15 protein-coding genes and 3 rRNA genes (1 of these 18 only partly in view) are annotated in these 21111 nt (G+C 65.1%); 14 read left to right on the forward strand and 4 right to left on the reverse strand.

The genetic code is table 11. The features are described 5' to 3' along the window. The 3 genes from MG068_RS01515 to rrf (MG068_RS01525) all read left to right on the forward strand — a co-directional run. Positions 1 to 2145: ribosomal RNA gene (locus MG068_RS01515) — 23S ribosomal RNA — on the forward strand (it extends 735 nt beyond the left edge of the window). 127 nt (positions 2146 to 2272) lie between these two features. Beyond that, a 5S ribosomal RNA gene (gene rrf, locus MG068_RS01520) occupies positions 2273 to 2387 on the forward strand. Between the two features lie 133 nt (positions 2388 to 2520). After that, positions 2521 to 2635: ribosomal RNA gene (gene rrf / locus MG068_RS01525) — 5S ribosomal RNA — on the forward strand. A gap of 382 nt (positions 2636 to 3017) precedes the next feature. On the opposite strand, the gene MG068_RS01530 is transcribed toward rrf (MG068_RS01525), so the two are convergent. Beyond that, on the reverse strand, positions 3018 to 4733 hold the full coding sequence (locus tag MG068_RS01530) for a M28 family metallopeptidase (protein ID WP_049401620.1): 1716 nt from the start codon (positions 4731 to 4733) through the stop codon (positions 3018 to 3020). A gap of 86 nt (positions 4734 to 4819) precedes the next feature. Then, entirely contained in the window at positions 4820 to 5482 is a 663-nt protein-coding gene (locus MG068_RS01535) for a DUF4097 family beta strand repeat-containing protein (RefSeq protein ID WP_107431631.1), read from the reverse strand. Positions 5483 to 5577: 95 nt separating this feature from the next. Here MG068_RS01535 and MG068_RS01540 point away from each other — a divergent pair, with 95 nt between their 5' ends. Continuing rightward, positions 5578 to 6876 (forward strand): murein hydrolase activator EnvC family protein, encoded by a 1299-nt coding sequence (locus MG068_RS01540; protein ID WP_132808909.1) that lies wholly within the window; start codon positions 5578 to 5580, stop codon positions 6874 to 6876. A 108-nt stretch (positions 6877 to 6984) separates the two neighbouring features. Next, positions 6985 to 8505: a S41 family peptidase gene (locus MG068_RS01545; protein ID WP_132808910.1), complete on the forward strand. Its 1521-nt coding sequence runs from the start codon at positions 6985 to 6987 to the stop codon at positions 8503 to 8505. An 83-nt stretch (positions 8506 to 8588) separates the two neighbouring features. On the opposite strand, the gene MG068_RS01550 is transcribed toward MG068_RS01545, so the two are convergent. After that, positions 8589 to 9281 (reverse strand): rhomboid family intramembrane serine protease, encoded by a 693-nt coding sequence (locus MG068_RS01550; RefSeq protein WP_132808912.1) that lies wholly within the window; start codon positions 9279 to 9281, stop codon positions 8589 to 8591. Positions 9282 to 9507: 226 nt separating this feature from the next. Here MG068_RS01550 and MG068_RS01555 point away from each other — a divergent pair, with 226 nt between their 5' ends. From MG068_RS01555 to MG068_RS01565, 3 genes are all read left to right on the forward strand, one after another. Beyond that, positions 9508 to 10857 (forward strand): outer membrane protein transport protein, encoded by a 1350-nt coding sequence (locus tag MG068_RS01555; RefSeq protein ID WP_032129717.1) that lies wholly within the window; start codon positions 9508 to 9510, stop codon positions 10855 to 10857. 142 nt (positions 10858 to 10999) lie between these two features. Beyond that, positions 11000 to 11599, forward strand: a complete 600-nt coding sequence (pnuC, locus tag MG068_RS01560) for a nicotinamide riboside transporter PnuC (RefSeq protein ID WP_049421201.1) — start codon at positions 11000 to 11002, stop codon at positions 11597 to 11599. Continuing rightward, a complete protein-coding gene (locus tag MG068_RS01565; protein WP_132808914.1) occupies positions 11586 to 12659 on the forward strand; it encodes an AAA family ATPase in 1074 nt (357 codons plus the stop codon). The genes pnuC and MG068_RS01565 overlap by 14 nt, the downstream gene beginning before the upstream one ends. A gap of 119 nt (positions 12660 to 12778) precedes the next feature. On the opposite strand, the gene putA is transcribed toward MG068_RS01565, so the two are convergent. After that, positions 12779 to 15997 carry a bifunctional proline dehydrogenase/L-glutamate gamma-semialdehyde dehydrogenase PutA gene (gene putA / locus MG068_RS01570; protein ID WP_132808916.1) on the reverse strand — a complete coding sequence of 1073 codons (3219 nt, stop codon included), beginning with the start codon at positions 15995 to 15997 and terminating at the stop codon, positions 12779 to 12781. Between the two features lie 274 nt (positions 15998 to 16271). Here putA and MG068_RS01575 point away from each other — a divergent pair, with 274 nt between their 5' ends. The 6 genes from MG068_RS01575 to MG068_RS01600 are packed head-to-tail and all read left to right on the forward strand — an operon-like array spanning position 16272 to position 21111. Beyond that, positions 16272 to 16748: a DUF2244 domain-containing protein gene (locus MG068_RS01575; protein ID WP_004153894.1), complete on the forward strand. Its 477-nt coding sequence runs from the start codon at positions 16272 to 16274 to the stop codon at positions 16746 to 16748. 11 nt (positions 16749 to 16759) lie between these two features. Beyond that, positions 16760 to 17722, forward strand: coding sequence for a cytochrome c oxidase subunit II (coxB, locus tag MG068_RS01580; protein WP_049421198.1), 963 nt, complete (start codon positions 16760 to 16762; stop codon positions 17720 to 17722). Between the two features lie 59 nt (positions 17723 to 17781). Beyond that, on the forward strand, positions 17782 to 19389 hold the full coding sequence (gene ctaD / locus MG068_RS01585) for a cytochrome c oxidase subunit I (protein WP_004153896.1): 1608 nt from the start codon (positions 17782 to 17784) through the stop codon (positions 19387 to 19389). 8 nt (positions 19390 to 19397) lie between these two features. After that, the gene (locus MG068_RS01590; protein ID WP_132808918.1) at positions 19398 to 19634 is read left to right on the forward strand and encodes a hypothetical protein; all 237 of its coding nucleotides are present in this window, start codon (positions 19398 to 19400) and stop codon (positions 19632 to 19634) included. Beyond that, positions 19631 to 20221, forward strand: coding sequence for a cytochrome c oxidase assembly protein (locus tag MG068_RS01595; RefSeq protein ID WP_132808919.1), 591 nt, complete (start codon positions 19631 to 19633; stop codon positions 20219 to 20221). The genes MG068_RS01590 and MG068_RS01595 overlap by 4 nt, the downstream gene beginning before the upstream one ends. Positions 20222 to 20235: 14 nt before the next feature. Continuing rightward, positions 20236 to 21111, forward strand: coding sequence for a cytochrome c oxidase subunit 3 (locus tag MG068_RS01600; RefSeq protein ID WP_005412024.1), 876 nt, complete (start codon positions 20236 to 20238; stop codon positions 21109 to 21111).

Below are 21111 nucleotides of genomic sequence, written 5' to 3' on the forward strand. Positions count from 1 at the left end.
AGGTAGGGGATGAGGTGTGATTAGGAGTGAAAAGCTAATCGAACCCGGAGATAGCTGGTTCTCCTCGAAAGCTATTTAGGTAGCGCCTCATATGTATCCTCTCGGGGGTAGAGCACTGTTATGGCTAGGGGGTCATCGCGACTTACCAAACCATTGCAAACTCCGAATACCGAGACGGACTGTATGGGAGACACACGGCGGGTGCTAACGTCCGTCGTGAAAAGGGAAACAACCCAGACCCACAGCTAAGGTCCCAAATTTTGTGCTAAGTGGAAAACCATGTGGAAAGGCACAGACAGCCAGGAGGTTGGCTTAGAAGCAGCCACCCTTTAAAGAAAGCGTAATAGCTCACTGGTCGAGTCGGTCTGCGGGGAAGATTTAACGGGGCTAAGCACAGAACCGAAGCTTGGGGTGCATAACTTTGTTATGCGCGGTAGAGGAGCGTTCCGTAAGCCGTTGAAGGTGGATTGAGAAGTCTGCTGGAGGTATCGGAAGTGCGAATGCTGACATGAGTAACGATAATGCGGGTGAAAAACCCGCACGCCGAAAGCCCAAGGTTTCCTTGCGCAACGTTAATCGGCGCAGGGTGAGTCGGCCCCTAAGGCGAGGACGAAAGTCGTAGTCGATGGGAAGCAGGTTAATATTCCTGCACCTCGCGTAAGTGCGATGGAGGGACGGAGAAGGTTAGGTGTACCAGGCGTTGGTTGTCCTGGGGAAAGGCGGTAGGTTTGGATCTTTGGCAAATCCGGGATCCTCTAAGACCGAGCACCGAGACGAGCCTTTAAGGCGAAGTCACTGATACCACGCTTCCAGGAAAAGCTCCTAAGCTTCAGCTTACGCAGACCGTACCGTAAACCGACACAGGTGGGTAGGATGAGAATTCTCAGGCGCTTGAGAGAACTCGGGTGAAGGAACTAGGCAACATGGCACCGTAACTTCGGGAGAAGGTGCACCCTTTTTGGTGGCTCGTGCGAGCTATAGCTGAAGAGGGTCGCAGTAACCAGGCCGCTGCGACTGTTTATCAAAAACACAGCACTCTGCAAACACGAAAGTGGACGTATAGGGTGTGACGCCTGCCCGGTGCTGGAAGGTTAATTGATGGGGTCAGCCGCAAGGCGAAGCTCTTGATCGAAGCCCCAGTAAACGGCGGCCGTAACTATAACGGTCCTAAGGTAGCGAAATTCCTTGTCGGGTAAGTTCCGACCTGCACGAATGGCGTAACGACAGCGGCGCTGTCTCCACCCGAGACTCAGTGAAATTGAAATCGCTGTGAAGATGCAGCGTTCCCGTGGCAAGACGGAAAGACCCCGTGAACCTTTACTATAGCTTTACACTGAACGTTGAGTTCGTCTGTGTAGGATAGGTGGGAGGCTATGAAACTGTGGCGCTAGCTGCAGTGGAGCCATCCTTGAAATACCACCCTGTCGTGCTTGACGTTCTAACCTGGGCCCATTATCTGGGTCGGGGACCGTGTATGGTGGGTAGTTTGACTGGGGCGGTCTCCTCCTAAAGAGTAACGGAGGAGCTCGAAGGTACGCTCAGCGCGGTCGGACATCGCGCACTGTGTGCAAAGGCATAAGCGTGCTTGACTGCAAGATCGACGGATCAAGCAGGTAGGAAACTAGGACTTAGTGATCCGGTGGTTCTGTATGGAAGGGCCATCGCTCAACGGATAAAAGGTACTCCGGGGATAACAGGCTGATACCGCCCAAGAGTTCATATCGACGGCGGTGTTTGGCACCTCGATGTCGGCTCATCACATCCTGGGGCTGTAGTCGGTCCCAAGGGTATGGCTGTTCGCCATTTAAAGTGGTACGCGAGCTGGGTTCAGAACGTCGTGAGACAGTTCGGTCCCTATCTGCCATGGGCGTTGGAGATTTGAGAGGGGCTGCTCCTAGTACGAGAGGACCGGAGTGGACGAACCTCTGGTGTTCCGGTTGTCACGCCAGTGGCATTGCCGGGTAGCTATGTTCGGAAGCGATAACCGCTGAAAGCATCTAAGCGGGAAGCGCGCCTCAAGATGAGATCTCCCGGGGCACAAGCCCCCTGAAGGAACCATGTAGACTACGTGGTTGATAGGTCAGGTGTGTAAGTACAGCAATGTATTGAGCTAACTGATACTAATGATCCGAGAGGCTTGACCATATAACCTCAAGTTGCCTTGGCTTTACGACAACGTCGTAAGAGCATCCAAGTGCACGCTACGTCACAAGAACTACGAGAGGCAGGCGCCTTATCCAGCTGTATCGGATGGCGACGCTCCAACCGCCTCCCTGGTGAAATTAGCGCTGTGGAACCACCCGATCCCATCCCGAACTCGGAAGTGAAACGCAGCTGCGCCGATGGTAGTGTGGCTCAAGCCATGCGAGAGTAGGTCATCGCCAGGGTTTATACCCAAAACCCCGCTGCTTACGCAGCGGGGTTTTTCTTATTAAGTGAAGGCACTGCATTTTCCGGGTGCCTTCCGCCCCAAGGGCAAGATCGCGAAGCTGGCGCTGCAAGCGCTGCTGCAACCGTCTCCCTGGTGAAATTAGCGCTGTGGAACCACCCGATCCCATCCCGAACTCGGAAGTGAAACGCAGCTGCGCCGATGGTAGTGTGGCTCAAGCCATGCGAGAGTAGGTCATCGCCAGGGTTTACACCCAAAACCCCGCTGCTCGCGCAGCGGGGTTTTTCTTTGTGCGCGCGAAATGCGGGTAGTGCCGGCCGATGGCCGGCAACCCGACGGCGTTACATCGCCCCATAGATCCACGCCATGCGTGGAGGCCCTCTGCGAGGAACCATGGCGCCAACCAAGGTTGGCAGCTACCAACAGCAGGCCCACACAGCGATCATTTGCCGGCCAGCGGCAGGCACTACAAGTAGATCCACGCCATGCGTGGATGCTCTCTGCATGGAACCACGGCGCCAACCAAGGTTGGCATCTAAAACTGCAGGGCGCGATCACACACAAAAAAGCGGCGCCCTTGCGGGCGCCGCCTTGGCTTGCTTCAGTACTCAGTCGAGCAAGCTCGACGCTACTTCGCCGCAGCCGGGGCCTTGTCCTTCATCATCGCGTCGCGGGCTGCCTTGAACGGGTTGCCTTCGTACCAGTTCGGCCAACGATCACCACCGGCCAGCTCCTTGCCGACACCGTACATCAGCTGCAGGTCTTCGACGGTGCCGTCCAGCTTCCAGGTGGCCGCATCGAACTCGTCCTTCGGGCCGTGGTAGCGGTTGGCGCCGTAGTCGGCTGCAGCCTTGCGGCCCGCGTCCACGCCACCCTCGCGCAGGTCTTCGCCGCCATCGGCGTACAGGGCCGGCACACCGGCCTTGGCGAAGTTGAAGTGATCGGAACGGAAGTAGAAGCCACTCTGTACCGAGGTCTCGCCGTGCAGGGTACGGTCCTGAGCCGCGGCCAGCGGCTTGAGGATGTCTTCCAGCTCCGAGCTGCCGAAGCCGGTGACGGTAACGTCCTTGGCACGGCCGGCCACCGACATCGCGTCGATGTTGATCACGCCGGCGATCTTGTCCAGCGGGAAGGTCGGATGGGCAACATAGTACTTCGAACCCAGCAGGCCGGATTCTTCCAGGGTCACCGCCAGGAACACCACCGAGCGCTCCGGCTTCGGCTCCTGGTGGGCCATGGCTTCAGCCACCTCGAGGATGCCGGCCACGCCGGTCGCGTTGTCGACCGCGCCGTTGTAGATGTTGTCGCCGGTCTCGCCCTCGTGCTTGCCCAGGTGATCCCAGTGCGCCATGTACAGCACGGCCTCGTCGGCACGCTTGCTGCCGGGCAGTACGCCCACCACGTTGCGCGATTGCTTCTGCGCGATCTGGCTCTTCAGATCGACTGCAGCGGTGGCCTTCAGCGGCACCGGCTTGAAGCCGCGCTTGCTGGCGTCCTTGTAGGCCTGCGCCAGGTCCAGGCCGGCACCGGCGAACAGCGCCTTGGCAGCGTCGGCACTCAGCCAGCCCTGCACCGGAATGCGGGCTTCCGGGTCATCCTTGGCCGGCAGGTCGTACTGCGGGCCTGCCCAAGAGTTCTTCACCACATCCCAGCCGTAGGAAGCGCCGGCGGTGTCGTGCACGATCAGCGCGGCAGCGGCGCCCTTTCGCGCAGCCTCCTCGAACTTGTAGGTCCAGCGCCCGTAATAGGTCATGCGCTTGCCGTCGAACAGCTTCGCGTCATCGACATGGAAGCCCGGGTCGTTGACGAACATGACGACCGTTTTGCCCTTCCAGTCCTGGCCGGCGTAGTCGTTCCACTTCTGCTCCGGCGCGTCGACGCCGTAGCCGACGAACACCAGGTCGCTGGCATCGACCTTCACCTCGGCCTGGCCGGTACGGGTACCCACCACCATGTCGGTGCCGAACTTCAGCTCGGTGGTCTTGCCGCCCTGGGTGATCTTCAGCACGGTCGATTCGTCGGCCGTGGTCTCGGTCATCGGCACATCCTGGAACCAGCTGTCGCCGTTGCCGGGCTGCAGGCCGATGCGCTGCATCTGGTCGCGGATGTAGTTGACCGTCAGTTCCTCGCCCTTGCTGCCCGGGGCGCGGCCTTCGAATTCATCCGAAGCCAGCGTCTTGACCATCTCGGCGAAGTCGCCGGCGTTGATCTCCGGCGAGAACGCATGGGCCGCCGGCTTGGCAGTGGCGGTGTCGGTGGCCGGCGCGGGCGCCGGAGTGTCTTCGCCTTTGCAGGCACTGAGCGCGGCCGCAGCGGCCAGGCACAGGAGGAGTTTGCGGGGCATCGTCGATTCCTGGAAAACAAAGGGCGGCCGCACCACGTGTACGACCGGTAACAGCGAGTATCACCGAACCGATGGGCGCGGTGTGCTCAGTCCGCCGGAGCGGTTTCGGTGTCGAACGGGATCGGCTCGGCGCCGGTGACCGGGCCGATGCGGGCCGTGCGGTGCACGTACAGCACCACCTCGCGTTCGAACTGCAACGGGCCGTCCACCACGGCATTCGGACCGATGATCACGCGTGGCTTGCGGCTGGCGGTCAGCGAGACGCTGAAGTTCGGCTTGCGCACGTGCACACCGCCCTTGACCTGCGAACCGATGCCCACGGTGATGTCACCGTTGACGGTTTCCACGTCGTTGCCGACGCGGCTTTCGACCAGCCCGATGCCACCGTTCACGGTGTCAACGCCGCCTTCGATCTGGCTGCCGCGATCGCTGAAGATGCTGCCGTTGACGGTGCTGACGCTGCCGTGTGCGATCACTTCGCGGCCCAGGCGTACGCCGCCGTTGACCGTTTCGATCTTGCCGGTGCGCGCGCGATCGGCGACCTTGACCCCGCCGTTGACGGTGTCGATGCTGCCGGTCTCGACACCTTCGCCGACACGGATGCCGCCGTTGACGGTGTCCAGCTTGCCGTAGCGCTGGCCGGGTTCGGCGCTGATGCTGCCGTTGACCTTGCTGATGTTTTCCTGCGCTGCCACTGGCCCGGTGACCAGCAGTACGCCCAACAGCAGCGGAATGGAGAGAGCTTTCATGGGGACCTCGATGGATGTGCGGCTGGCAGGCCGCGTGCGGAGATGTCACCATTCCCCGGTACCCCCTGCAACTGCCTGAAGTCACTGGAAAGCCCTTGCGCAACAACGCCTTCCCATCACGCCGACATCACATCGCCGCTGCTCGCGGCGGGCGCTGCCTGCTGTTGGGGCTGGCCCTGGCACTGGCGTTGCCGCTGCCGGGTGCCGCGCAGACCACGCGCGAGACCGAGCGCAAGCTGCAGAAGCTGCGCAGTGAGCTGAAGGGCGTGGCGCAGGAGCGCCGGCAGATCGAAGGCCAGCGTGGCCAGGCCTCGCAGCAGCTGCGCGAGGCAGATGAGAAGGTGGCCCGCACCGGCCGTGCGCTTGCGCAGACCGAGACCGCGCTGCGCGAGCAGGGAAGGGCCCTGGCCGAGGCCGAACAACGCCGCAGCACGCTGCAGGTCAACCTCGCCCAGCAGCATCGCGAGCTGGCCGGCCTGCTGCGTGCGGCCTACCAGCTGGGCAACCACGCACCATTGAAGCTGCTGCTGTCGCAGGACACGGTGGCCGATGCCAATCGCGCCCTGGCCTACCACCGCTACCTGCAGCGTGAGCGGGCCCAGCGCATCACCACGCTGACCGCCGACCTGAAGGAACTGGAAGCGCTGCAGGCGCAGATTGCCGAGCGCAAGCAGAAGCTGCAGGGGGCGCAGCAGGACCAGAAGCAGCAGGCAGCGGCGCTGGAAGCCGACCGCCGCGATCGTGCAAAGACCGTGGCCTCGCTGGACGAGCGCTTCAAGGACCAGCGCGAGAAGGAACAGGCGCTGGGCCAGGACGCCAAGGCGCTGGAAACACTGCTGGCCAATCTGCGTGCGGCCGCCGCCCGTGCCGAGGCCGAGCGTCGCGCGGCTGCGCGCCGTGCGGCCGCGGAGAAGGCCGCTGCCGAACGTGCCGCACGCCAGGCCGCGGCACATGGACGGCCGCCACCGCCCACCAAGGTTCCGCCGGCGGTGGCTTCCGCACCGGCGCCGAAGGTGGGGGGCCTGGGTTGGCCGTTGTCCGGCAACCTGCTGGCCCGCTACGGCGGCAAGCTGCCTGACGGGCGTACCAGCAGCGGCGTGCTGATCGGCGCACCGGCCGGCAGCACCGTCACCGCCGTGGCCGACGGTACCGTGGTGTTCTCCGACTGGATGACCGGCTACGGCATGATCCTGATCGTCGACCACGGCAATGGCTACATGAGCCTGTACGCCCACAACGACACCCTGCTCAAGGACGCCGGTGCACGGGTCAGCCGTGGCGATGCGGTGGCCAAGGTCGGCAACTCGGGGGGCCAAGGGGTCACCGCGCTGTACTTCGAGCTGCGTCGTGGCGGGCAACCGGTGAATCCGGACAGCTGGCTGCAGCGGCGCTGAATCCCGGCTCGCCACGTGCGGGCTGGATTCAACGGGAATTTAGCTGTGCTTCGCGCATAATCGGTGCATGTGCCTTGGGCACCATGCCACCGTCGACAGGAGTGATCCATGCGCGCAGCCCGTACCGCCACCCTCTTGCTGGCCCTGTTGCCAGCGCTGTCCTGGGCGCAGCAGACCGCGCCCGCCCCGAGCCAGGAAACCGGCGGGCAGGCAGCGAGCAGCGAGGAGGCGGTGACCTCGAAGGTGCCGCTGGAGGACATCCGCCGCTTCGTGGCCGTCTACAACGCAGTGCGGGCCGCCTACGTCGATCCGGTCGATGACAAGAAACTGATGCAGGCAGCGGTGCGTGGCCTGCTGCTCGACCTCGACCCGCACAGCACCTACTTCAACAAGGAAGACGCGCAGGCCTTCGACGAACAGGCCACCGGCGCCTACGAAGGCATCGGCGTGGAGCTGCAGCAGCAGCCGGACAACGCCAGCATGAAGGTGATCTCGCCGATCGACGACACGCCGGCGGCCAAGGCCGGCATCCTCGCCGGTGACCTGATCATCGCCATCGACGGCAAGCCGATCAGCGCGATCGATGCCAGCGAACCGCTGCGCGGCCCGGCCGGCAGCAAGGTGGTGCTGACCATCGTGCGCGAAGGCAAGCCCAAGCCGTTCGATGTCAGCCTCACCCGCCAGACCATCCGCGTGACCAGCGTGCGCAGCCGCTTGCTGGAACCGGGCTATGGCTACATCCGCCTGAGCACCTTCCAGGCCGACACCGGTTCGGACTTCCAGAAGCACGTGCAGCAGCTGCAGAAGCAGTCCGGTGGCCAGCTCAAGGGCCTGGTGCTGGATCTGCGCAGCAACCCGGGTGGCCTGCTGACCGCTGCCGTGCAGGTGGCCGACGACCTGCTCGACAAGGGCAACATCGTCAGTACCCGCGGCCGCATCAGCATCAGCGATGCACGTTTCGATGCAACGCCGGGCGACCTGCTGAAGGGCGCACCGGTGGTGGTGCTGGTCGACGCCGGTTCGGCCAGTGCCTCGGAAGTGCTGGCCGGCGCACTGCGCGACAACAAGCGCGCCCGCGTGGTTGGCAGCCGCACCTTCGGCAAGGGCTCGGTGCAGACCGTGCTGCCGCTGGACAACGGTGACTCGGTGAAGCTGACCACCGCGCGCTATTACACCCCCAGCGGCAAGTCTATCCAGGCCACCGGCATCGTGCCGGAGGTTGAACTGAAGCCGGCCGCGACGCCGGCGGACGATGCACTGCCGGCCAGCCTGAGCGACTACAGCGAAGCGACCCTGCCCGGCCATCTGCGGGGCGATGACGAAGGTACCGAGGGCTACCACGCCGGTGCGGTGCTGCCGGGCGATGGCCCGATCAGTGACGCATTGGCCGAGCTGAAGACCCCCGGCTCGGTGGCGGCCCGCCTGAAGGCAGAAGCCGCCAAGGCGGACGCAGCCAAGGCAGCGAAATCGGCTGCGGTGAAGCCGGAAGCGAAGGTAGAAGCCAAGCCCGAAGCCAAGCCCGAAGCCAAGCCCGAAGCCAAGCCCGAAGCCAAGCCCGAAGCCAAGCCGGAAGCGAAGCCCGAAGCCAAGCCCGAAGCCAAGCCCGCACCTGTCCCGGCCAAGCCCTGATTCTGTAGAGTCGGGCCATGCTCGACTGCGCTACGAACGAGCGGGCGAGCGTGGAGCCGGCCAGTGACCAGCACCATCAGGGATCAGAAGCCGTGCCGCTTGCGCAGCCGACGCGCGATCGCGGCGCGCACATACACGCCGTACAGCAGACCGAACACGAAGCCGCCGATGTGCGCCCACCAGGCCACCATGCCGAAGCTGGGGCCGATATGGGCGAACACCACCTGCAGCGCCGCCCAGACACCAATCAGCAGGTAGGCCGGGGCGCGCACGAACTCCAGGAACAGGCCGAGCGGAATGACCACGCCCAGCCGGGCGCCCGGGAACAGGGCCAGATAGGTGCCGATCAGTGCGGACACCGCGCCGCTGGCACCGATGATGATCTGGTCCGGGCTGCCCATGGTGTAGATCGCCACCAGATTGGACACCGCACCGCCGACCAGGAACAGCAGCAGCAGCCGCCACGGCCCCAGCACCCGCTCGGCGGGCAGGCCGAAGATCAGCAGGAATACCAGGTTGCCCAGCAGGTGTGACCAGTCCGCGTGGAGGAACAGGGCCGTGAACAGGCGCAGCACGCTGCCGTCCTGCAGGGTCGCCCACCAGTCCAGCGGGTGGGTCAGGCCGGTGGACAGGGCGCCCCAGTCCAGCCAGAGGCTGCCCCGGGCGTCGTCCGGACGCGAGATCGACCACAGGAACGCCAGCCACAGTGCCGCAAACAGCACGGGCGTGGCCCAGCGCAGGGCCGCCTTCTTGCGCGACGGGAGGGAGACGAACATGGGCAATAGCCTAGCGTGCGGGCGCTTACGGCGGGGATTGTCCTGTTCAGCTTCTGGGACGAAAAAAGCGCCTGCGCTGTTATTGTTTCATTAACAGCTCTGGGTAATACTCGCATACGGCGTCGTATGTCGGGAGGGGAATCCGGCGCGCTCCGAAGGGCCCCAAGGCCTGCCGGGCGCAGGCGCACTCAGAGCACCATCACCGCTTACCGGAGAGAGAACTACGATGCAAACCGCTTCCACCATTGCCCGTCTGACCCTGCTGGCCGTCGGCGTTGCCGGTGCGCTGGCCGCCGCCGACGCCAACGCTGCTGCCTTCCAGCTGAAGGAAAACAGCGCCAAGGGCCTCGGCCGCGCGTTCGCCGGTTCCGGCAGCGCCGAAGGCGACGCCTCCATCATCGCCGTCAACCCGGCCGGCATGCGCCAGCTGGAAGGCACGATGGTCCAGGGCGACCTGAGCGCCATCAGCTTCAAGGCCGAGTTCAAGGGCCAGGGCCGCAATGCGGCAGGCCGCCCGCAGACCGGTGGTGACGGCGGCGACGCCGGCATGATCGCTCCGGTCCCGGCTGCGTACTTCCACATGCCGATCGGCGAGAAGGCCCACTTCGGTGTGTCGCTGACCGCACCGTTCGGCTTCAAGACCGAATACGACAACGGTTGGGTGGGTCGTTACAGCGGCCTGAAGACCGATCTGAAGGCCATCGACCTCGGCTTCGCCGCGTCGTATGACGTCAACCCGTACGTGTCGTTCGGCGCGTCGGTGTTCGTCGAGCACCTGACCATCGAGCTGAGCAACGCCGTCGACTACGGCAGCATCCTGGCCGGCGCCGGCGCTCCGGGCTTCGCCCCGGGCAGCGCGGATGGCACCCTGAAGATCGAGGGTGACAACAATGCCGTGGGCTGGACCGTCGGTGGCCTGTTCTCGATCGACGAGAACACCCACATCGGCCTGAGCTACCGTTCGAAGGTCGAGCACAAGATCACCGGTGGTGATGCGACCTTCAGCGGCGCCGACCGCGCCCGTTCGCTGCTGACCAACTCGCCGCGTACCCGCGGTTGGTTCATGGACACCAGCGGCAAGGCCACGGTGACCATGCCGGCCTCGGCCACCCTGAGCGTGACCCACAAGGTCAACGACCGCTGGACCGTGATGGGCGACGTGACCCGTACCGCCTGGTCGACCGCCTTTGACAGCGTCACCGTCGACTACGCGTCGCCGCAGGCGGACTCGGTCCTGGAGTTCGGCTACCGTGACACCACCTTCGTGTCGCTGGGCGCCGACTACAAGCTGAGCGACACCGTCACCCTGCGCGGTGGTGTTGCGCTGGACCAGACCCCGACCACCGATGCCCACCGCGACGTGCGCGTGCCGGATACCAGCCGCAAGTGGCTGTCGCTGGGTGTGGGCTGGACCCCGTCGGCAAACACCGAGTACAACTTTGGCTACACCCACCTGTTCACCAGCGATCCGAACGTGAACGTGCGTGCGACCACTGCCAACCAGGGCAACTCGCTGTCGGGCAAGTACAAGGTCCGTGGCGACGTGCTGGCGGCTTCGTTCCAGTACAAGTTCTGATTCGGGCCTCGGCCTGACGCAGCACACGGAAGGCCCCGCGCAAGCGGGGCTTTCTTTTTCTGTGGCCACGGGCCATCCACGCGTGGTATGGATCTACTGAAGAGCGCAGCCATCCACGGTGCGGATCCACGACAATAGCGCCATGAACCTGTCCGATCCGAACTTCCAGCTGGAGCTGGCTGCCAACATCGCCGTCGCCGGCTCGATCCTGCTGGCCGGCCGCAACAACGTGCACACCTGGTGGCTGGGCATCGTCGGTTGCGCACTGTTTGCCGCGGTGTTTGAGCGCTCACATCTGTACGCGGACATGGTGTTGCAGTTCTTCTTCATTGCCATCAGCGTGCTGGGCTGGTGGCAGTGGCTGCGTGGCGATCACGGTGCGCCGCTGCCGATCACCTCATTGCGACCGCGTGCATGGGCCTGGCTGGCGCCGCTGGCGGTGGTGGCCACGTTCGGCTACGGCTGGATGCTGACCCGCCTGACCAACGCCTACGCGCCCTACATCGATTCGGCGGTGCTGGTGCTGAGCGTGATCGCGCAGATCCTGATGATGCGGCGCAAGCTGGAATCGTGGTGGGTGTGGCTGTTGGTGAACACCGTGGCGGTGCCGCTGTACTACAGCCGTGGCCTGCACCTGACCTCGATCCTGTACGTGGGCTTCTGGATCAACGCGCTGGTGGCGTTGCGTCATTGGCGGCACCTGATGCGCAACGAGGCCAGGGCGGCCGATGCCGCTGCCTGAGCGTGCTGCGCGGGGGCTGGTGGTGGGCAAGTTCTGCCCGCTGCACCTCGGCCATGAACGACTGATCGACTTCGCCGCCACGCGCTGCCAGCAGCTGCTGGTGATCGGCTGGTCGCAGCCGGGCTTTGCCGGCTACAGCGCCGAGCGCCGTGAGCGCTGGCTGCGTGCGCGTTTCCCGCAGGCGACGGTAGCAGTGCTTGACGACGCGCGACTGGCGGCATTGTGCATGCAGCATGGCTTGCCAGTGCGAGCGCTGCCGCAGGACAGTGATGACGAACAGGTGCAGCGCGACTTCACCGCCTGGCTGTGCCTGAACCTGTTCGGTGGGCCGGTGCAGGCGGTGTACACCGGTGAGGACTATGGAGACGGCTTCGCGCAGGCGTTGGCCACGCACTTCGGCACACCGGTGCGCCATGAGCGGCTGGAGCGCGCGCTGGACGTCGGGCAGGCCTGTGGCACCCAGCTGCGCACCGATCCGCATGCGCATCGCCATGGCCTCGCATCGCAGGTGTATGCCGACCATGTGCAGCGCGTGGCCTTCATCGGTGGCGAGTCCAGCGGCAAGACCACGCTGGCGCGCGTGCTGGCCGAGCGCCTGCAGACCGCCTGGGTGCCGGAGTATGGCCGCACCCTGTGGGAGCAGCAGGGGGGAGAACTGGCGCCGGACGATCTGCTTCGCATTGCAATGACACAGCCACAGCACGAAGACGAGGCCGCGCGGCGCGCGCATCGCTGGCTGTTCTGCGATACCACGCCGTGGGTAACGCTGGGGTACAGCGGCTGGATGTTCGGCACGGCGCCGGAGCCGCTGCGGCAGGCGGCACGACGACGCTACGACCTGCTGTTCCTGTGCGCGCCGGATATTCCGTTCGACCAGGATGGTACGCGCGTGGGCGAAGCCTTCCGGTCGCAGCAGCATGCGTGGTACCTGGCGCAGCTGCAGGCAGAGGGTGTCGAGTACGTGCTGCTGGAAGGCGATCTGGAGACGCGCATCGTACGCGTGCAGGGCGAGCTGGCGAAGCGGGCGGACAACCGGTTCAGTGTCACCCCGCCACTGTAGAGCCGATCCAGTGCCCGCTGCACCATGCAGGCCGAGCGTGGGCTCGGCTCTACAGGAATAAAAAGCACAAAAAAACCCCGCTTTCGCGGGGTTTTTCGTTCACCGCATGACGCAGGCGATCAGTCGCCCAGGGTCAGCAGGGAGGCGTTGCCGCCGGCGGCGGTGGTGTTCACCGTCACCGTCTTTTCGGTGGCAAAGCGCAGCAGGTAGTGCGGGCCGCCGGCCTTCGGGCCGGTGCCGGACAGGCCCTGGCCGCCGAACGGCTGCACGCCGACCACCGCACCGATCTGGTTGCGGTTGACGTAGACGTTGCCGACGTGGACGCCGTTGCTGATGCGGTCGACGGTCTCGTCAATGCGCGAATGCACGCCCAGGGTCAGGCCGTAGCCGGTGGCGTTGATCTGGTCGATCACCGCGTCGAGCTGGTCGCCCTTCCAGCGGATCACGTGCAGGACCGGACCGAACACTTCCTTCTGCAGCTGGCCCAGGTCCTTCAGTTCGTACGCACGTGGCGCGAAGAAGGTGCCATTGGCCGCTTCGGCAGACAGCTCGGCGGCAGCAATCAGGCGCGCTTCGCGGTCCATGCGTTCGGCGTGGTCCTGCAGGATCTTCAGCGCGTCGGCGTCGATCACCGGGCCGACGTCGGTGGACAGCAGGCCGGGGTTGCCGACCTTCAGTTCCTTCATCGCGCCGGCCAGCATGGTCATCACCTTGTCGGCGATGTCGTCCTGCACGAACAGCACGCGCGCGGCCGAGCAACGCTGGCCGGCAGAGGTGAAGGCCGAACCGATCGCGTCCTTGACCAGCTGTTCCGGCAGTGCCGAGGAGTCGGCAATGAAGGCATTCTGGCCACCGGTCTCGGCAATCAGCACACCGATGGCGGCGTCACGTGCGGCCATCGCGCGGTTGATCGCACGGGCGGTGTCGGTGGAGCCGGTGAAGGCCACACCGGCCACGCGCGGGTCGGCGGTCAGCGCGGCACCGACGGTGGCACCGTCGCCCGGCAGGAACTGCACCACCTCGGCCGGCACGCCGGCGTCATGCAGCAGCTTCACCGCGTAGTAGCCGATCAGGTTGGTCTGCTCGGCCGGCTTGGCGATGACGCTGTTGCCGGCGGCCAGGGCGGCAGCGACCTGGCCCAGGAAGATCGCCAGCGGGAAGTTCCACGGGCTGATGCAGACGAACACGCCACGGCCGTGCAGTTGCAGCTCGTTGGACTCACCGGTCGGGCTCGGCAGCTTCTCGGCGTGGCTGAACTGCTCGCGCGCCTGCTTGGCGTAGTAGCGCAGGAAGTCCACCGCTTCGCGCACTTCGGCGATGCTGTCGGGCAGGCTCTTGCCGGCTTCCTTCACGCACAGCGCCATGAACTCCGGCATGCGCGCTTCCAGCTGGTCGGCGGCGTGCTCGAGGATGGCGGCGCGGCTGGCGGCCGGGGTGCGGTTCCAGGCCGGCTGCGCGGCCACGGCGTTGGCCAGGGCCTTCTGCACGGTGGCGGCATCGGCGGCCAGCCACTGGCCGACCACTTCGCGGGTGTCGGCCGGGTTGGTCACCGGCAGCGCGGCGCCGGCCGGGTTCGCACCCGGCACCAGCGGGGCGGCCTGCCACGGCTTCACTGCAGCGTTGATCTGCTCGGCGAGGGCGCGCAGTTCGTTGTCGTTGGCGAGGTTGGCGCCCATGGAGTTCTTCCTGTCGTGGTTCTGGCTGCGCAGCAGGTCAACCGGCAGCGGGATCTTGGGATGCGGAATCGATTCGAACGAAGCGACCATCTCGACCGGATCGCGGATCAGGTCGGCGATCGGCACGCGTTCGTCGGTGATGCGGTTGACGAAGCTGGAGTTGGCGCCGTTTTCCAGCAGGCGGCGTACCAGGTACGGCAGCAGGTCTTCATGCGAACCGACCGGCGCATACACGCGGCAGGGCAGGTTCAAGCGGTCGGCCGGCACCACTTCGGCGTACAGGTCGTCGCCCATGCCGTGCAGCTTCTGGTGCTCGTACACGCCGCCATTGGCGATGCTGCGCACGGCCGCGATGGTGTGCGCGTTGTGCGTGGCGAACATCGGGTAGATCGCGTCGGCATGCGTGAACAGGCGCTTGGCGCAGGCCAGGTAGGAGACATCGGTGTTCTGCTTGCGGGTGAACACCGGGTAGCCCGGGTAGCCTTCGATCTGCGCGCGCTTGATCTCGGCGTCCCAGTAGGCGCCCTTGACCAGGCGCACCTGCAGGCGGCGACCGGCGCGGCGGGCCATGTCGGCCAGGTGGTCGATCGTGTACGGCGTGCGCTTCTGGTAGGCCTGCACGACCACGCCGAAGCCGTCCCAGCCGGCCAGCGAGGCGTCGGAGAAGACCTGCTCGATGATGTCCAGCGACAGTTCCAGGCGGTCGGACTCTTCGGCGTCGACGGTGCAGCCGATGCCGTAGCTCTTGGCCAGTTGTGCCAGTTCCAGCACGCCCGGCACCAGGTCCTTCAGCACGCGCGCGCGCTTGGCGTGCTCGTAGCGCGGGTACAGCGCCGACAGTTTGATCGAGATGCCCGGCGCGTTGTTGACGTCGCCGTCCGGACGGCCGCCGCGTGCCTTGTGGTCGCCGCCGATGGCGTGGATCGCACGACGGTAGTCTTCCAGGTAGCGCAGCGCGTCCTTCATGGTCAGCGCGCCTTCGCCCAGCATGTCGAACGAGTAGCGGTAGTTCGCGTTGTCGCCCTTGTGCGAGCGCGACAGCGCTTCGCTGATGGTGCGGCCCATGACGAACTGGTGGCCCATGATCTTCATCGCCTGGCGCACGGCCAGGCGCACCACCGGCTCACCGACGCGGCCGACCAGGCGCTTGAACGCGCTGGGCGCATCGGCACGGGTGGCGTCGTTCATCTGCACCAGCTTGCCAGTCAGCATCAGGCCCCAGGTGGAGGCGTTGACCAGCACCGAGTCGCTGCCGCCCAGGTGCTTTTCCCAGTCGGCATCGGCCAGCTTGTCGCGGATCAGCTTGTCGGCGGTGTCCTGGTCCGGAATGCGCAGCAGCGCCTCGGCCACGCACATCAGCAGCACGCCTTCCTCGCTGCCCAGGTCGTACTGGCGCATGAAGGCTTCGATCGCGCCCTGGTCCTTGGCACGCACGCGCACGCGGCCGACCAGGTCGGCGGCCAGCGCCTGCACCTTGGCCTGCTCTTCGGCGGGTAGGCGGGCCTGCGCCAGCAGCTCGCGCACGTGGCTGGCCTCGTCCTTCAACCAGCCATCGGTGATGGCCTGGCGGAACGGGTTGGGGGGCGCCGGCAGTTCCGGCGACAGCAGCGCGCCGGGACGCGGAGCGTCGTGGGCGGCAGGGGAGGAGGAAGGTGCGTTCATGCCGGTCCGGCCAGTGGAAAACTTGGCGATTTTAATCATTTTTGCGGGTTGCGGAAGTGCCCAACAGCCACCTTCGTGAAGCGCTGATAGCCCCTAGCTGCAGTGGATTCAGCGTGTTCAGCAAGCTTGGCAGGATTTGTGCTGAATTCGTCATTCGTGCCGCCGACCTCATGCTGTGTTGCAGCATGGTAAAAAGTGTGAATGCACCCTTGCTACCGGCGAGAGGGCGGGGCTACCATCGAGACGTTTCCCGCGGCAGGAACGCGGTTGCGACATGATCGAGGTGCTTCCAGCTCCGGATGGGTCAGGTACGCAGCTGCGGCTGCGTCCCCCACGGGCGCTCGATGCCCGGCAGTTCGTCCTGTTGTTCACCGTGTTGTCGGGTGCGATGTGGCTGGTGTCCGCCCTCGGGTGGTTGGCCGGCAATGCATTCGCCCCCCTGTTCGCGCTGCTGTACAGCCTGGTGCTGGCGGCGGCACTGCGTGCCTTGTGGCGCAGTGGTGAACGGCAGGAGGAGATCCGGGTAGTGCCGGCGTACGTGGAGGTCATCCCCGTACCCGGTGGATCGCCGGTGTTCCGGGCCCACCCCCACTGGGTGCGCCTGCTCACCGACGACGAGAGGGTCCGGCTGGCATCCAGCGGCCGGCAGGTGGAGGTGGGGAGTTTCCTCGCGCCGGCCGAACGTCAGACGCTCGCAGAGACACTTGAAAGCTTGCTCGCCGCCAGCGATGGCGGCAACCGACGACGCTAAGGGTCTAGGCAATGAAGCAAAGCAGCAGGTGGGGCACGAAGTGCGTTGCAGCGGTCGCCGCCATGGTGGCCGGGGGACTGATGCCGGCGTTGGCCTGGGCCCAGGCGGCCGATCCCAAGCCGTGGCAGCTGAACATGGGCAAGGGGGTGACCCAGACCTCGCGCCTGGCCTGGGAATCGAACAATCTCTCGTTGATCATCTGCACGGTGATCGGCGTCATCGTGTTCGGGGCGATGGCCTACGCCATCTTCAAGTTCCGCAAATCCAAGGGCGCGGTCGCCGCCACCTTCAGCCACAACACCAAGGCCGAGATCATCTGGACGGTGATCCCGGTGATCATCCTGATCGTGATGGCATGGCCGGCCACGGCCAACCTGATCAAGATGTACGACACCCGCGATGCCGAGATGACGGTGAAGGTCACCGGCTACCAGTGGATGTGGAAGTACGAGTATCTCGGCGAGAACGTCACCTTCACCAGCCGCCTGGACCGCGAGTCCGACCGCGTGCGGCAAAGTGGCATCGTGCCGACCCGCGAGACTCACCCGCATTACCTGCTGGATGTCGACAACCGCCTGGTGCTGCCGGTCGATACCAAGGTGCGCTTCGTCATCACCTCCGACGACGTGATCCACGCCTGGTGGGTGCCGGCGCTGGGCTGGAAGCAGGACGCCATCCCCGGTTTCATCAATGAGGCCTGGACCAGCATCGAGCAGCCCGGCGTCTACCGCGGCCAGTGCGCCGAGCTGTGCGGCAAGGACCATGGCTTCATGCCGATCGTGGTCGAGGCGGTGTCCAAGGAAGAGTTCAAGCAGTGGCTGGCGCAGCGCAAGCCGGCGCCGCCCGCCGAGCCGGCAACGCCGGCGGCACCTGCCGAACCGGCTGCACCGACTGCACCGGCGAGCGAGGCACCGGCTGCGCCTGCTGCTGCAGAAGCGGGCAGCGCGCCTGCCACCGCGGCCAGTGGAGCGTGATGTAAAGCCCGCGGCCGTTCGCGGCCGTGGTGACAACCGATTCTGAGAGGTGTTTTGCAATGGCGCACTCGGCAGTTGGGCACGACGATCACCATCACCAGCAGAGTTTCTTCGAGCGTTGGTTCTTCTCGACCAACCACAAGGACATCGGCACGCTGTACCTGGGTTTCAGCTTCATCATGTTCATCATCGGTGCGGCGATGAGCGTGGTGATCCGCGCCGAGCTGGCACAGCCGGGCCTGCAGTTCGTCAAGCCCGAGTTCTTCAACCAGATGACCACCGTGCATGCGCTGGTGATGATCTTCGGTGGCGTGATGCCGGCCTTCGTCGGACTGGCCAACTGGATGATTCCGCTGCAGATCGGCGCGCCGGACATGGCGCTGCCGCGCATGAACAACTGGTCGTTCTGGCTGCTGCCGGTGGCCTTCAGCCTGCTGCTGCTGACCCTGTTCCTGCCCGGTGGCGCACCGGCCGGTGGCTGGACGCTGTACCCGCCGCTGTCGCTGCAGGGCGGCTACAACGTCGCCTTCAGCGTGTTCGCGATCCACGTGGCCGGCATCAGTTCGATCATGGGCGCGATCAACATCATCGCCACCGTGCTGAACATGCGTGCGCCGGGCATCGACCTGCTGAAGATGCCGATCTTCTGCTGGGCCTGGCTGATCACCGCGTTCCTGCTGATCGCGGTGATGCCGGTGCTGGCCGGTGCGGTGACCATGCTGCTGACCGACAAGTTCTTCGGCACCAGCTTCTTCAACGCCGCCGGTGGCGGTGACCCGGTGATGTACCAGCACATCTTCTGGTTCTTCGGGCACCCCGAGGTCTACATCATGATCCTGCCCGCCTTCGGCGTGGTCAGCGAGATCATCCCGACCTTCAGCCGCAAGCCGCTGTTCGGCTACCAGGCGATGGTGTACGCCACCGCCGCGATCGCGTTCCTGTCGTTCATCGTCTGGGCCCACCACATGTTCACCGTGGGCATGCCGCTGGGCGGCGAGATCTACTTCATGTTCGCCACCATGCTGATCTCGATCCCGACCGGCGTGAAGGTGTTCAACTGGGTCAGCACCATGTGGCGTGGCTCGCTGACGTTCGAGGCGCCGATGCTGTGGTCGGTGGCCTTCGTCATCCTGTTCACCATCGGTGGCTTCTCCGGCCTGATGCTGGCCATCGTGGCGGCGGACTTCCAGTACCACGACACCTACTTCGTGGTCGCCCACTTCCACTACGTGCTGGTGACCGGCGCGGTGTTCGCGCTGATCGCGGCGGTGTACTACTGGTGGCCGAAGTGGACCGGGCGGATGTACAGCGAGAAGTGGGCCAAGGTGCACTTCTGGTGGTCGATCGTGTTCGTCAACCTGCTGTTCTTCCCGCAGCACTTCCTCGGCCTGGCCGGCATGCCGCGTCGCATCCCCGATTACAGCGTGGCCTTCGCCGACTGGAACCTGATCAGCTCGATCGGTGCGTTCGGCATGTTCGTCACCCCGTTCATGATGGCGGCGATCCTGCTGTCCTCGCTGCGCAACGGCGAGAAGGCCGAGGCCCGTTCCTGGGAGGGCGCGCGTGGCCTGGAGTGGACGCTGCCGTCGCCGGCACCGGCGCATACCTTCACCACGCCGCCGACCATCCGCCCGGGGGATCTGGCGCATGACGACATCACGCATTGAGGTGGGGCATGCATAACGAGAGCCCGCTTCCGATCGGTAGCGTCGAGCCAGGCTCGACTGACGAAAAGCAGCCGAGCATGGCTCGGCTCTACAACAACGAAGAGCAGCCGGCCAGCGGTCGGCTCTACCAGGGCGGAAGCATCGAACAGCAGCGCCAGCGTGCGAAGCGCACGGCGATGTGGGTCGGCGCCATCGCCGTGCTGGTCTACGTCGGCTTCATCCTCAGCGGGGTGATCGGCCGATGAGCGAGGCACCGGCCAGCACACCGTCCCGCAGCGCCGGGCTGCCGCGCCTGATCGGTGTGGCGGTAGCGGTGTTCCTGCTGACGTTCTCGCTGGTGCCGCTGTACCGCATCGCCTGCGAGAAGGTGTTCGGCGTGCGTCTTGAGCGCGGCCCCGGTGGCGAAGCCAGCGCAGGTGCAGCGGCTGGCAAGCGCACCGTGCGCGTGGAGTTCGATGGCGGCGTCAATTCGCGCCTGCCGTGGTCGTTCCATCCCGAGCAGCTGACCATGGACGTGGTGCCCGGCGAACTCAACGAAGCGCTGTACTTCGCCCGCAATGACAGCCAGCAGGCAGTGGTCGGCAGCGCGGTGCCTTCGGTGGCGCCGGCGCGTGCGTCGGGCTTCTTCAGCAAGACCGAGTGCTTCTGCTTCACCGCGCAGACGCTGCAGGCCGGCGAGAAGCGCGACATGCCGGTGCGCTTCATCGTCGATCCGGACCTGCCGCCGGAGATCAAGACGATCACGCTGTCCTACACCTTCTACCGCAACGACGCGCTGTCCGATCGGCTGGCTCCGGCCGCCACCTCGGAAGGCGCGCACGCCGCACCCTGACCCCGGATACCGACATGGCCCAGACACCGACCGACGCCAACGTGTACTTCGTCCCGGCCCAGAGTAAATGGCCGTTCGTGGGTTCCATCGCGATGATGGTGACCATGGTCGGTGTGGCCAGCTGGCTCAACGATGCCAGCTGGGGACGCTGGACGTTCTACATCGGCATCGCGATGCTGGTGCTGACCCTGTTCTGGTGGTTCAGCGACGTGGTGCGCGAATCGCAGGCCGGCAACTACAACCATCAGGTCGATGGCTCGTTCCGGATGGGGATGATCTGGTTCATCTTCTCCGAAGTGATGTTCTTCGGTGCGTTCTTCGGCGCGCTGTTCTACACCCGCAACCTGGGCCTGTCGTGGCTCAGCGGCGAAGGCCGCGGGGTGATGACCAACGAGCTGCTCTGGCAGGGCTATTCCGCCGGATGGCCGACCAATGGCCCGGCGGCGATCGGTGGCGCGTTCCAGACCATTCCGGCCTGGGGCCTGCCGCTGATCAACACGCTGATCCTGCTGACCTCCGGCGTGACCCTGACCATTGCCCATCACGCGCTGAAGGCGGGCAACCGTCGCCAGCTGCTGATCTGGCTGGGCCTGACCGTGGTGCTCGGCCTCGGCTTCCTGACCCTGCAGGCGGAGGAGTACATCCACGCCTACAAGGAACTGAACCTGACGCTCGGTTCGGGCATCTACGGTTCAACGTTCTTCATGCTGACCGGCTTCCACGGCGCGCACGTGCTGCTGGGCACGATCATGCTGATCGTGATGTGGCTGCGTTCGGCCAAGGGGCACTTCACCCGCGACAACCATTTCGGTTTCGAAGCCGCCGCGTGGTACTGGCACTTCGTCGACGTGGTGTGGCTGATGCTCTTCATGTTCGTCTACGTGCTTTGA

Source organism: Stenotrophomonas sp. ASS1 (genome assembly GCF_004346925.1).
Lineage (GTDB): Bacteria > Pseudomonadota > Gammaproteobacteria > Xanthomonadales > Xanthomonadaceae > Stenotrophomonas > Stenotrophomonas maltophilia_A.